The organism is Enterocloster sp. 210928-DFI.2.20, assembly GCF_020554465.1.
GTDB lineage: Bacteria > Bacillota > Clostridia > Lachnospirales > Lachnospiraceae > Enterocloster > Enterocloster bolteae.
On record NZ_JAJCHK010000016.1, the window covers coordinates 24,248 to 37,986 of the forward strand.

Here is a 13,739-nt window from a genome sequence, read left to right on the forward strand (position 1 = left end):
GCTGTCCGGACCCGGAAGGGCGGGACAGTCTTTCACGTAAAGGATAGGATTGAATCAGGATTGGAAGATGGGCCGGGAGAAGGCAGCGTCAGCATATAAGGAGGAAACTGGTATGAGCCATGGAGTTATCATAAAGGACGCCGTTAAGAGGTACGGTGATTTTACAGCGTTAAAGGGAGTGAATCTGGAGATAAAACAGGGCGAATTTTTTACACTGTTAGGGCCCTCCGGATGCGGCAAGACCACGCTGCTTAGAATGATAGCGGGTTTTAACAGTGTGGACGGCGGAGAAATCTGCTTTGATGATAAGGTTATCAATAACCTGGAGGCCCACAAAAGGGATATCGGCATGGTGTTCCAGAATTATGCCATTTTCCCCCATCTGACTGTGGCAGAGAATGTGGCCTATGGTTTAAAGGCAAAAAAGTATCCCAAGGACCAGATTCCCGGCAAGGTGGAGGAGGCTCTTGACCTGGTTCAGATTAAGAATCTGAAAGACAGAAAGCCCAACGAGCTGTCCGGCGGGCAGCAGCAGAGGGTGGCCCTTGCAAGGGCATTTGTCATAGAGCCGGGCGTGCTGTTAATGGATGAACCCCTGTCCAACCTGGACGCAAAGCTCAGGGTACAGATGAGGACAGTCATTAAAAAGCTGCAGCGCCGCCTGGGAATTACCACCATCTATGTGACCCATGACCAGGAGGAGGCACTGGCCATCTCTGACCGTATTGCGGTTATCAAAGAGGGCGAGGTGATGCAGGTGGGTTCCCCGGAGAATATATACAAAAAACCGCAGAATACATTTGTGGCAGGATTCATAGGGGTTTCCAATTTCGTGGAATGTGATGTGAACGGCGAAAATCCGGCAGCGGCAGTTCTTGATATTAAGGGAGAGTGCACGATTACATGCAGTCTCAAGGCACCTTTTAAGGGAAAAGGAATCATTTCTGCCAGGCCGGAGCAGCTGTTCTTTGATGAAAAGGAAGGTTTGCCGGGAAAAATTGTCATATCCACCTTCCTGGGTGATTTCATTGAATATGAGATTGAACTGGATAACGGACAGACCGTACAGCTTAACGAGTACACCAAGGATGTCCGCGAGCTGCGCCCGGACGGACAGCGGGTCAAGGTCAACTTTGATATCAACGCGGTAGGCGTTTACGACGCCGGAACCCAGGAGGTGATTTCATGGTAAAGTCGCGCAAAAAGCTGGACTTTTGGTTCTGGGTCAAGGTACTGGTAGTGGGATTTATGCTGATTTTCCTGTTTTATCCCTTCTGTACCCTGATAACACGAAGCTTTTTTTCAAAAAATGCGGCTGGTTTTACCCTGGAGAACTATATCCGGTTCTTTACAAAAAAATACTATTACAATGCCCTGGGGCGAAGCCTGTTCGTATCCGTGGTCACCACACTCACAACCTTAGTGGTGGGTGTGCCCATTGCCTATGTTATGTCCAGGTATAATGTGGTGGGAAAAAGGTTTATCCACATTTTTATCATCATGAGCCTGATGAGCCCGCCGTTTATCGGGGCTTACAGCTGGATTACCCTGTTTGGACGTTCCGGTTTTATCACCAGCCTGTTTGCCAATATCGGTATCCATCTGCCCAGTATTTACGGCAAATTGGGTATTATTATTGTATTTACCTTTAAGCTCTTCCCCTATGTGTACCTGTACACGTCAGGGGCCATGGGAAGCATTGATTCCAGCCTGGAGGAGGCTGCGGAGAATCTGGGAAGCAATAAGCTGCGCAGGCTGTGGACCATTACCCTGCCCGTGGTGCTTCCATCCATTGCAGCAGGAGCCATTATGGTATTCATGACCAGCCTGGCTGATTTCGGAACCCCCATGCTCATCGGCGAAGGCTATATGGTGCTTCCGGTTCTGGTATACAATGAATATATGAGTGAGATTGGCGGCAACGCCCATCTGGCCAGCGCATTGTCTGTTATTATCGTGATCTGCTCCACCACAGTGCTGCTGGTGCAGAAGTATTATGTATCCAGAAAGAATTACGTCATGACAGCCATGCGTCCCCCCAAGGAAGAAGTGCTTCACGGATTCAAGCGTTTCCTGGCCACATTCCCTGTGATGCTGGTCACCTTTGTGGGAATCCTGCCGCAGATTGTGGTGCTTATCACCAGCTTTATCAAATGTGATTTCACGGGCTTCCAGAAAGGATTCAGCCTGGGCAGCTATATCACCATATTCAACCGTCTGTGGACCAACATCAGGAATACATTTGTATTTTCCACGGTTGCCATTGTGTTCATTATAGCGCTGGGTATGCTGATTTCCTATATTGTGGTCCGCCAGAAGGGCGTGGCCGGGCAGCTGATGGATTTAATTATTATGTTCCCCTTTGTTATTCCGGGAGCTGTTCTGGGTATCAGCTTAATCGTTGCGTTTAATAAGCCACCAGTGGTTCTTACAGGTACGGCCCTGATCATCATTATCGCCTTTGTGGTCAGAAAATTGCCCTATACGGTGCGATCGGGTAGCGCCTTCCTGCAGCAGATGGACCCAAGTGTGGAGGAGGCGTCCATCAGTCTGGGCGTGTCACCTATGAAAACCTTCGGCAAGGTAACGGCAAGGCTCATGGCGCCCGGTGTGCTGTCCGGAGCCATCCTCAGCTGGATTACCTGTATCAATGAGCTGTCATCCAGCGTCATGCTCTATGGGGGCAAGACAAGTACCATCTCTGTAGCAATTTATACTGAGGTGGTCCGCAACAGCTATGGTACGGCGGCAGCGCTGGCCTCTATTCTGACTGTGAGTACGGTTGTCATGCTGCTGATATTCCTGAAGGTGAGCAAAGGAAAGGTGTCAATCGTGTAGTATGTGCAAAAGCCTGAAGCGTTTTGTGGAAACCTTCAGGCTTTTATGAGGAAAATGAGGAGAAAACATATGGTAAAGTTCGGGACAGGCGGCTGGAGAGCCATCATTGGGGAAGAATTTACAAAGGAAAACATACAAAAGCTGGCGCTGGCCATATGCCTTAAGATGAAGGCAGAGGGTGTGGAGGGTCAGGGCGTTGTCATGGGGTATGACAGGCGGTTCCTTTCAAAAGAGGCCATCATATGGTCCTGCGAAATATTTGGAAACCAGGGAATCCGGGTGTGGTTTGTAAACCGCAGCTCGCCCACTCCGCTGGTAATGTTCTATGTGATGAAGCATGAGCTGAGCTACGGCATGATGGTGACAGCCAGCCATAATCCGGCCATCTATAACGGTATCAAGGTGTTTACATACGGGGGAAGGGACGCGGATGAGAAGCAGACAGCAGAGATTGAGTATTACCTGGAACAGGCAGAGGAACTTTATCTTCCCAATGAGGAGGAAAACGGACAGATGCCGCCGCCATCCTACCTGGAGCTTGTAAGGAAGGGCATGGTCAGGGAAATCAATCCCATGAATGAGTATCTGGATAACATCATATCCGTGATTAACATGGACGCCATCAAGGAGCGTGATTTGCGCATTGCCATTGATCCCATGTACGGTGTGAGCCTGACGGCTCTGAGCACCATTCTTTCCATTGCAAGGTGTACCATAGAAACCATTAATTCCAGGCACGACACCCTGTTCGGCGGAAAGATGCCGGCGCCCACGGAGCGGACTCTGCGGAATCTCCAGAATTATGTGCTGGACCGGTATTGCGATATCGGCATTGCCACGGACGGAGATGCGGACAGGCTGGGAGTCATTGATGACCAGGGGCATTATCTCCACGCAAACAACATACTGGTCATGCTCTATTACTATCTGCTGAGATACAAGGGGTGGCGGGGACCTGCTGTGCGCAACCTGGCAACCACCCATGTGCTGGACAAGGTGGCAGAGAGCTTTGGGCAGAAATGCTACGAGGTGCCGGTGGGGTTCAAGCATATATCCGCGAAAATGCAGGAAACGGATGCCATTATAGGAGGCGAGTCCTCAGGCGGACTGACGGTAAAGGGCCATATACACGGAAAGGACGGCATCTATGCGGCGGCCCTTCTGGTGGAGATGATAGCTGTCAGCGGGAAGAGGCTGTCGGAGATAGCGGCGGATATCAGGAAGGAATATGGAGCCATCCATATGGCGGAGCGGGATTACAGGTTTACGCCAGATGAAAAGGAACGAATCCATAACATCCTTATGGAGGAACGGAAACTGCCGGAAATGCCCTTTGAGACAGACCATGTTTCTTATATGGACGGATGCAAGGTATATTTTAAGAACGGCGGCTGGGTTATTGCCAGATTCTCTGGTACGGAACCGCTGCTTCGCATATTCTGTGAGATGGAATATGAACCGGATACAGTCAGGGTGTGCAATCTGTTTGAAGAATATCTGGGACTGTAGGAACAGGCCGGATAGACAGGAGATATAAAAATGGTAATCAAACCCCATCATTTTATGGACATTATCAAGCTGTATGGAGGCGGAATCCAGGTTTTTGTACCGGATACGGATTACGGCCATGATTTTTACCGGTCAGCAAATGAGATTATAGGGAATCACCGGATACAGATAAAAGTCACATCCGGGGCTGATGATATATGCGGGCCATGCAGGTTCCTGGGCAGTGACAAAACATGTACGGATTGTATTTCACATATAAAGGGAATCCGTTCCAAGAACAGCTACAATAAGATGCTGGATTGCCGCATCATGGATATTCTTGGCCTGGGTGAGGACGCTGTGTATACAGCTGAGGAATTGTGCCGGATAATGGGAGACTGTCCGGGGCTGGTGGCGGATGTGTGGAAGGAGGAAGCCGAAGCCTGCCGGGAAACGGCAAGGAAACGGCAGCAGCTGTTTGAGGCAGGGGTGAGAAAATATTTGGATCAGGGTAATGAAGTTATATGAATTGTGATTTAAGCAGTAATGTGTGAGGAAGGCTGCGGTTTCGTTGGCATGTGCCGGTGGAATTGCAGCCTTTTTTTGTGGATGAAGATGTAACTGTTTTGTATCGGATGTGGAAAAAGGAACGCCGGCAGACTGTAAGTCAGATGCTTCCATAAAAAAGAGAGGGAAGGGGGTGAAATTGGCGGATTATTTGCCTGGTTTTTGTATCAAAGTTGTAAAATTGTTTCTGGACTCTAGGTTCAAATGGTATAATGAGCCTAATTACTTTATTTTACAGGTCAATATATACAATCACCGGTTATAAGTCTTCGGGCAGAAAAGGGGCTCAGACTAAAGATGAGGAGGTACTGGTAATGGAGAAGGTGTCGGGGCAAAAGAGAAAAAGCAGATTAAGAGGCTGGGTATTCTGGCCTCCGTTTTTAGTGCTGCTGATGGTATTGATTTTGGGATTTGTGTCCCAGGATGCTTTTTTGAAGGTGGTCAATGGGGTAAAGGATTGGATTTGGGGGAATTTTAAATGGCTGTTCTCAGGTTATGGACTGGCAGCGGTGGGGGTATGCTTCTATGCCTGCTTTTCTAAATTTGGAAATACAGTGATTGGCGGAAAGGATGCCAAACCGATACTGGGCAAATTCAACTGGTTTGCAATCAGTTTGTGTACGACCATAGCCGCCGGTCTTATGTTCTGGGCAGCAGCAGAGCCGCTGTATCTTATGAGTGATCCATCGCCGTTTTTTGATATAGAGCCCAACTCACCTCAGGCTGCTGTTTTTGCCATGGCCCAGATGTATCTGCACTGGGGTATTACACCCTATGCAATTTATGCCCTGGCCGCAACTGTATTCGCGTTTACCTATTACAATATGAAGAAACCATTTTCATTGGGGGCCTGCATTTCGCCGTTGCTGGGGGAACGGGCAACAAAGGGAAGGCTGGCAGACATCATCGACGCCCTCTGTATTTTCATACTCTGCGCCGGTATGTCGGGTTCCCTGTCCACAGGGGCATTTTCTGTGGCGGGAGGCATATCCAACATAACAGGAATACCTACCAACGGCATTATGCTGATAATCGTCATGGCGGCCATTATCCTGGTATATACCATATCGGCGTCTTCGGGCATTATGAAGGGAATTAAGTGGCTTTCCAGCTTTAATGTATATATATTTTCATTCCTGATTCTGTTCATTTTCCTGTTTGGACCCACAAAATTCATATTGAACTTTGGCGTTGAATCAGTGGGAGAGCTGATGGATTCCTTCTTTATGCGCAACCTGTTTACGGATTCCATGAACCTGGGCAACAGCTCCTGGTCCAGCCTTGGGAACATGAAGGTAGGATACTGGGCCAGTTATCTGGCCTGGGCTCCGGTTACAGCCCTGTTTTTAGGAAAGCTGGCAAGGGGATACAAAATCAGGGACTGTATTATCATAAATCTGTTTGTGCCCACTGTTTTTTCCATGATTTGGGTTTCCATATTCGGAGGTACGGCTATCCACATGCATATGCAGGAAAGTCTGATTCCGCTGCTGGAGACTTCAGGGGCAGAATCCATTGTATATAAACTTTTCGAGGTGCTTCCCCTGAGACAATTGTGTATTCCCATATTCGTGCTGGCAACCTTCATATCTTTTGTTACGGCTGCGGATTCCAATACCAACGCAATTGCTTCTGTGTGCACCTCGGGAATGTCCGAGGAGGAAATGGAGGCACCGGCCGGCCTTAAGATACTATGGGGTATGATAATTGGTGTCATGGCAGCTGTCATGGCTGTTTTTACAGGAGTGGGGGGAGCCAAGACTCTTGCCAGCATAGGCGGTTTTCCATCCATGTTTCTGCAGATTGCATCCTGCGCCGCGTTGATTAAAATTATGCGCCATCCTGAAAAGTATGATAAATGCCGGCAGGATACAGGAAACGGAAAGGAAGATACAGGGGAGGGGAAACATGTACAGGATACTGATTGCGGAAGATAATAAGGCTATTTCCAATTTGATTAAAACCCATTTGTCTTTTGCCGGATATGATACCAGTCAGGTTTATGACGGGGAATTTGCACTGGAAATTTTGGAGGCGGAACCCTTTGATTTGCTGATTCTGGACTTAATGCTGCCAAAGGTAAGCGGAGTGGATATTCTCGCCAGGGTAAAGGATTGCCAGATGCCCATTATCGTGGTGACGGCCCTGGACGATTTGAGCAGTAAGGTCCAGTGTCTTCAGGTGGGGGCAGACGATTATATTACAAAACCATTTGACAGCATGGACCTTTTAGCCAGGGTGGGAGCGGTACTGCGCCGGTGCAGGCGCCGCCCCATGTCCCTCAATGTCAGGAATATCAGCGTGGACCCGGACCAGCACCGTGTGCTTAAGGACGGAAAGGAGATAGAGCTGACACCCAAGGAATTTGACCTGCTGTACTACTTGTGTTCCAACTGCGATAAGGTACTGACCAGAAAGGAAATCCTCTCCGATGTATGGGGATATAATTATGTGGGGGAGACCAGGACTGTGGATATCCATATCCAGAGGCTGAGAAAAAAGCTGGATTGGGAGGGCGCCATACAGACCATAACCAAGGTGGGGTATCTGCTTAAAGGGAGTGATGACAGATGAAGCTTTGGCAGAAAATATTTCTGGGCGCATTTATAGCCAGCGTGGCCATATTCTTTTTCTGCGGATTCTATATTGTGGTGACCGGGCTGCATTTTACGCTGGAAGGTGAGATGAAAAGGACGGAATATTACCAGTCTGTCTACGCCCGGAAAATAAAATCTTTTTTCCGGGAACCAGATGTGCAGAGCGGGCTGTCAGGGTTCATGGATGGTTTCAGGGAAGAACTGGCGGGTGAGGGAAGGTATCTTCAGGTCTGGGAGGGGGAGGAGCTTCGATATGACAGTTTTGAGAAGTTTCCTCCGGCACCGCGCTATACTTTCGTGGAGGGACAGGCAGCATATACGCCTACATATATGAAGGATATAGGGGATTCCAGGTATCTGTACGTGGAGTCCGAATTTCCCTGTGACAATGCCATGTATAAGGTTGTGATGATTAAGGATTTATCTGATATATATAAATCCTGCGACATGCAGCTGAATATTTTCTTTGCTCTGTGCCTGATACAGGCTTTTATCACAGCCATGATTATGTTTCTGATTACCAAGAGAATTACCTCGCCCATTGAACGGCTGAATGAAGCGGCAAAGCTTATGGCTCAGGAATCCATTCCCCTTAAGCTGGCCGTTGAGGGGGAGGATGAAATCAGTGAGCTGTCCCATAACTTTAATCTGATGTCTGAGGCCATCAACAGGAACATTGATGATTACAAACAGATTGTAGGCAATCTGACCCACGAAATAAAAACCCCTCTCACATCCATCATTGGTTACGCTGAGCTGCTTAAGAATCATGAGTGTGACAGGGAGCTTCAGGAACAGGCATTGGATTATATCCTGGAAGAGGGAAAACGGCTGAATTCCATTACCCGGAAAATGATTAAGCTGTCGCGTATACAGCCGGGGCTGCTGAACATAGAGCGGCAGGACGTAAAAAAGATGCTGGAGACATCGCTGATGGCTGTGAGGATGAAGGCCGGGCAGAAACAGATTCAATTTACTTCGGATATTCCGGAGGGTATATTCTGCTATGGTGACAGAGAGTTTCTCATTACCATGATGGAAAATGTCCTGGACAATGCAATCAAGGCTTCCCATGAAGGCGGAGTCATTGAAGTCAGGGCAGCCGGCGAAGGGGGGGCACTGGCTTACATCCAGGTAACAGATCATGGAATCGGAATCCCGGCTGATATTCTGGATAAGATAGACCAGCCGTTTTTTAAGGGGGATAAGGCCCACAGCCAGGGAGGAGACGGTTTTGGCATGGGACTGGCCATTTGCAAGTCGGTGATGCTGCACCATCATGGCTCGCTGAAATATGAGAGTGTAGTGGGAGCGTATACCACGGTCACGATGAGGTTTCCCGCTGCTGATTACCTGCGACTGGAATCGCCGGAACAGACAGACCAGGTGAAAAAGGATTCTTTGTGGGTGTATGAGGCGTCCAACATCATACGCTGACAGGAAATGGGGACGGATTGTATCAAAGCTGTAACCAAACTGTTGTCTTTTGAACAAGAAGACGGCAGTTTGATTTTTATACGGTATAATGAGAGACAAGTTGAGACGCGTATCAACAAAAACCAAGAGAAGACGGTACAAAAGGGGGTTTTATAGTGAACAGTAATAAAAAATTTGATATGAAAAAGTGGACATCCCTGTTGGTGCTCTGCTGCGGTACAGGTGTTATTTTCCAGCTTCCCTATATCCGGAATACATTTTATATTCCTCTGGTGGAGGCCCTTAATCTAAGCAATGAGGAATTTGGAGCACTGTCCACGTCCTATGCAACCATTTCCATGATATGTTATTTCTTCGGCGGGTGGATTGCGGATCGCGTATCCCCAAGGAAGCTGCTGACTATTTCCTTCATATCCACGGGCCTGGTGGGACTTCTATTCTCCACCTTCCCCAGCTATGGCACCATGAGGCTGATATTTGCGGCCTTCGGTGTGACCACCGTACTTACATACTGGTCAGCGCTTATCAAGGCAGTGCGGTGTCTGGGGGACAGCAATGAACAGGGCCGCCTGTTCGGTATACTGGAGGGCGGAAGAGGAGTTGTGTCGGCAACGGCCGTGTTTGTGCTTCTGGGGCTTTTTAACAGCCTGGGAGGCGGAAAGTTCGGATTGAGCTGGGTGATTCGCTCCTATGCCCTGCTGGCCATCATAGTCGGCATTGCCCTTTGGTTCCTGATTAAGGATAAGAAGGAGGATGTGGTAAGCGGTACAAGCCTGGTGCAGCAGATTAAGAGCGTGCTCCTGATGCCCAAGATGTGGATGATATGTCTCATTATTTTTACAGCCTATTCCATCTATGCAATTCTCAGCTTCCTGCCGCCTTATATGGTATCTGTATATGGCATGTCCAAGAATTTCAGTGTCCAGATTGGAGGCATCCGTTACATCATACAGTTTGCAGGGGGAATCACAGGCGGTTTCCTGGCTGACAAGATTGGTTCCAGGATAAAGACAGTTCTGTTGGGGTATACGGCCATTATTGCATTTCTGATTGTGTTCCTGCTTACACCGCAGCAGCCTTCACTGGCCATGCTCTGTGTCTTTGATTTCATCCTGTTAAATGTAACCGTGTACGCGGTGAGAGGCATATACTTTGCAGTCATTGACGAGGCGCAGATTGACCGTTCTGTCACAGGCGCGGTTTCCGGTATGGCATCCTGTATCGGTTATCTCCCTGACGTATTTCTGTATACCATGATTGGACGCTGGATTGACCAGGGCGTACAGGGTTACCGCTCCATGTTCCTGTATGGCATCGGAACCTGTATTGTGGGCGCGGCAGTGGCGGTCATTCTGATTAAGAGTATCAGGAAAATCCCTGCAAAGGGTTAAGTGAATGAAGAGGGACAGCATTAAATTGGAAATGGAAATGAATAAAAAATTATATATATGTATGGAGGTATTTTATGAAAATCACTGGTATTGAAATCAAACAGTATGCAAAGCCATTGGACCCGCCATTCCTGGCATCATGGGATCCCAACCCACGGGTAAAATTCGCGTCTACCATTGTTTATGTATACACAGATGAGGGAATTACAGGAATCGGATCCGGCGATCTGATGACAGGCTTTGCGGGCCATGAGAAATTCTTTATCGGCAAGGATCCGTTTGAGATGGAAAACCATAACAAGATTATTGATAACATTGATTTCCATTATGGAAGGTGCTGGCCTTTAGACATTGCTCTATGGGATATCATTGGAAAGAAATGCGGACAGCCCATATATAAACTTCTGGGCGGGAAACAGGATAAGATAAAGGCATACTGCTCCTGCGGGGCCAGGATTCCGGCAGAGGAAAGAGCTGAGAAGGCCAGGGAATATGTGGAGATGGGATTTAAGGCAATGAAAATCCGTTTCCACCATGAGGATGTGAGAGAGGATATCAAGGTGGTAGAGGCTGTCCGTGGGGCCATTGGCGATAAGATGGAAATTATGGTGGACGGCAACCAGGCATGGAAAATGCCATGGGATGTGGAGCGTATCTGGGATTTGAAGAAGGCAGTGAAGGTGGCCAGGGAATTGGAGAAGCTGGGAGTATACTGGCTGGAGGAGCCGCTTCACCATGCGGATTACGACAATCTGGCCCGCTTAAGGGAGATGACGGATATCCGGATTGCAGGCGGTGAGATGAACCGCAGATGGCATGATTTCAGGGATTTGGCAGATAAGGGAAGCTATGACGTGTACCAGCCAGATACGGTGCTGTGCGGCGGCTTTACCCGCACCAAGAAGATTGCCGACTATGTGCAGTCCAAGGGAGCTGTTTTCTGTCCCCACACATGGTCCAATGGCGTGGGCCTTCTGGCTAACCTTCATATGGCCTGTGCTGTCAGCGACGCGGAATACCTGGAATACCCATTTGATCCGCCTGTATGGACGGTTGACCGCAGGGATTACATCCTTAAGGAGGAGGATAGAGTCCTGGTTGACAAGGACGGTTACATGCATGTTCCCCAGAAACCAGGACTTGGATTTGAGCCGGATGAGGAAGCGCTGAAGGAATATGAGATTAAGGATTACTATGTAGGTGAATAAGTATAGAAACCATAAGGGCGCTCCCTGTTCAGGCAGGGGGCGCCCTCAGGCATGTATGGGGCTCTGGTTGGAAAAGGGTTAAAACACCGCAAACCTCACATAGGTCCGGTCATCAAAACTCTGGTTTCCTTTTACAAGCCCCTTTGTTCCTCTGTTTTCCCGGAGGCACTGAGGGTCTTTCTGCAACAACTCATCCAGGGACTTCTCGCTTTCAGCCAGGGTGTCTTTTAATACGGGGTAACCGTCGCTGGCCAGTACGACCTGGGTTTGGGGCGGGACCGGATAGACGGACACATGGTGAGAGTGAATGGCAAAACCGTCAAGTACATCATAGCCATAGGGCCGGTCCTGGTTGGCCAGAAGGAATTGGCGGCGCAGCAGAGGAAGGATGCAGGCCCGGCCCGGGTCATGCCGGGCAAAATCATCTTCGGATCCGCCTAAAATCAGTTCAGCCTGGTTATAGAGACAGCGGATTGCTGCCACGAGGCCGTCGATTTCCTTGCCGTGGGAGTGAAGGGTATCCCCGATAAGGCACTGACAGTCCCCAAAGGCCCACACTTCCCTTTTCTGACAGCTATACAGGATGACCACTGCCTGAAGCCGCTCCTCCGGGTGGTCCCTCAGGAATTCACGCCGTCCGCTTCCGGCTTTTGCTAAGGCCTGGTTTAAATATTCCATCGCAGAAGCAGCGTCTATGCCGGGCTCCATGGTTTTAAGAGCCTGGGCCAGTATCTCCCTGGCATAGCGCCCGCTGGTCATGGGAGAAAGAAAAACGGATCCGCCTTCTGACCCATCCGGCCAAGTAAGCTCTCCCTTGCTGGTGACACCGTCTATGACCGCGATAAAGTCATTGCTGATAAAAAGACCGTCCTCGCATTTCTTCTGGTCCGGGTATTTGGAACAGATAAATTGTTCAATGATTTGGACACCCATATTGTTTGCCTCCGTTTAACGGTAATTTCCGCGTTCTGTCTTAAGGGTAACACGGGGCAGGAATGATTTCAATGGCTTCGTCAATGGAAAAATGGGTTTTTCTTTGGTATAATGTAGCAAATGGGACTGATTGACATTGGGGCGCCAATGCCGGGAAGGAAACAAGCGTATGAAAAAGACTGTCATGGGTATGAAGGCAGCTGTGAAGGGTAAAAGAGGGAGTGTGAAGGGGATAAATAGGACTGCCTGGGGAAAACGGGATATAGCGTTCTGTGCCCTATGCTTTTTGTGTACGGCAGCTCTTTCCTCATGCCAGTCAGGTCCGCAGACAGCTCCCATGCCCGCCGTGCCGGACCTGGTTCTCTATACGGCCCAGGAGGAAGAGATATATGAGCCCATCATCAAGGAGTTTGAGGAGCGCACCAACCTGATGGTGAAGGTGGAACGGGGGTCCTCCGAGGAAATGACAGGCAGACTGGAGAATGAGGAGGAAAAACCGGATTGGGATGTGGTGTTTGGAGTGGGGATAGAGACCCTGGAACAGACCAAGGAACATTGGCAGGAATATAAAAGCCCGGAGGCAGCATTTATAACAGATAGCTTCCAATGTGAGGATAACCGGTGGACCAGCTTCTCCGCCCTGCCTCTGGTCATCATGTACAATACAAATGTGGTGACCTACCGCGAACTGCCGGTGGGGTGGAACAGCCTTCTGGAGCCCAGGTGGAAGGGAAGGATTGCATTTGTGGACCCGCGCCGGTCTGATGTGTATTCGGCTGCCCTTGTGACGGCTGTCCATACATGGGAGAAAAAGGGGGATTACCTGGAACGGTTTATGGAAAATCTGGAATATGGCACCCTGGACAGTATGCAGGAGGTGAATGCCGGTATCCTGGATGGAAGGTATTCCCTTGGGGTCACCATGGAGGAGTCCGCCCAGGCCCTGCTGTCAGAGGGAGCTGACGTGGATTATATTTATCCCCAGGAGGGAACCACGGCCCTTCCGGACGGCACAGCCATTGTAAAGGGATGCGCGAATCCTGACGCTGCCAGGCAGTTCCTGGATTTTACGGTGAGCAGGGATACCCAGAGGATTCTGGTGTCGGATTTAAACCGCCGCTCCGTGAGAGGAGATGTGCCGCCGCTGCCGGGATTGTCGCCCATTGGCAGGCTGCCGCTGATTGAGATGGACCTGGAGAAGCTTTCCAGGGAAAAGAAGGATGTACTGGCCAGGTGGAACAGCATTCTGTCCCGGCAAAATGCGGGGGGGGGGGCATGAA

General features: G+C 49.4%; 11 protein-coding genes. 10 read left to right on the forward strand and 1 reads right to left on the reverse strand.

The window, feature by feature from the left end; all coding sequences use genetic code 11:
* Positions 1 to 112 precede the first annotated feature (112 nt).
* The 9 genes from LI015_RS15395 to LI015_RS15435 all read left to right on the forward strand — a co-directional run bounded on the left by LI015_RS15395 (position 113) and on the right by LI015_RS15435 (position 11,526).
* The gene (locus LI015_RS15395; protein WP_021893583.1) at positions 113 to 1,192 is read left to right on the forward strand and encodes an ABC transporter ATP-binding protein; all 1,080 of its coding nucleotides are present in this window, start codon (positions 113 to 115) and stop codon (positions 1,190 to 1,192) included.
* The gene (locus LI015_RS15400) at positions 1,186 to 2,838 is read left to right on the forward strand and encodes an ABC transporter permease (protein ID WP_002565778.1); all 1,653 of its coding nucleotides are present in this window, start codon (positions 1,186 to 1,188) and stop codon (positions 2,836 to 2,838) included. Before LI015_RS15395 ends, LI015_RS15400 begins: the two co-directional genes overlap by 7 nt.
* Positions 2,839 to 2,907: 69 nt before the next feature.
* Complete coding sequence (locus LI015_RS15405; RefSeq protein WP_195632479.1) at positions 2,908 to 4,347, forward strand: phosphoglucomutase/phosphomannomutase family protein; 1,440 nt, start codon at positions 2,908 to 2,910, stop codon at positions 4,345 to 4,347.
* Positions 4,348 to 4,377: 30 nt separating this feature from the next.
* Positions 4,378 to 4,854, forward strand: a complete 477-nt coding sequence (locus tag LI015_RS15410; RefSeq protein ID WP_227125555.1) for a DUF1284 domain-containing protein — start codon at positions 4,378 to 4,380, stop codon at positions 4,852 to 4,854.
* A 353-nt stretch (positions 4,855 to 5,207) separates the two neighbouring features.
* A complete protein-coding gene (locus LI015_RS15415) occupies positions 5,208 to 6,830 on the forward strand; it encodes a BCCT family transporter (RefSeq protein WP_002565781.1) in 1,623 nt (540 codons plus the stop codon).
* Positions 6,802 to 7,467 carry a response regulator transcription factor gene (locus LI015_RS15420; protein ID WP_002565782.1) on the forward strand — a complete coding sequence of 222 codons (666 nt, stop codon included), beginning with the start codon at positions 6,802 to 6,804 and terminating at the stop codon, positions 7,465 to 7,467. The genes LI015_RS15415 and LI015_RS15420 overlap by 29 nt, the downstream gene beginning before the upstream one ends.
* A complete protein-coding gene (locus LI015_RS15425; protein ID WP_227125557.1) occupies positions 7,464 to 8,927 on the forward strand; it encodes a sensor histidine kinase in 1,464 nt (487 codons plus the stop codon). Before LI015_RS15420 ends, LI015_RS15425 begins: the two co-directional genes overlap by 4 nt.
* Before the next feature lie 155 nt (positions 8,928 to 9,082).
* On the forward strand, positions 9,083 to 10,318 hold the full coding sequence (locus tag LI015_RS15430) for an MFS transporter (protein WP_002565784.1): 1,236 nt from the start codon (positions 9,083 to 9,085) through the stop codon (positions 10,316 to 10,318).
* A 74-nt stretch (positions 10,319 to 10,392) separates the two neighbouring features.
* Positions 10,393 to 11,526 carry a mandelate racemase/muconate lactonizing enzyme family protein gene (locus LI015_RS15435; protein WP_002570813.1) on the forward strand — a complete coding sequence of 378 codons (1,134 nt, stop codon included), beginning with the start codon at positions 10,393 to 10,395 and terminating at the stop codon, positions 11,524 to 11,526.
* 78 nt (positions 11,527 to 11,604) lie between these two features.
* Here the strand turns inward: LI015_RS15435 and LI015_RS15440 are convergent, their stop codons facing one another.
* Positions 11,605 to 12,459, reverse strand: coding sequence for a hypothetical protein (locus LI015_RS15440; RefSeq protein ID WP_227125559.1), 855 nt, complete (start codon positions 12,457 to 12,459; stop codon positions 11,605 to 11,607).
* A gap of 169 nt (positions 12,460 to 12,628) precedes the next feature.
* Here LI015_RS15440 and LI015_RS15445 point away from each other — a divergent pair, with 169 nt between their 5' ends.
* Complete coding sequence (locus LI015_RS15445; protein ID WP_227125561.1) at positions 12,629 to 13,738, forward strand: ABC transporter substrate-binding protein; 1,110 nt, start codon at positions 12,629 to 12,631, stop codon at positions 13,736 to 13,738.
* Position 13,739: the final 1 nt, after the last annotated feature.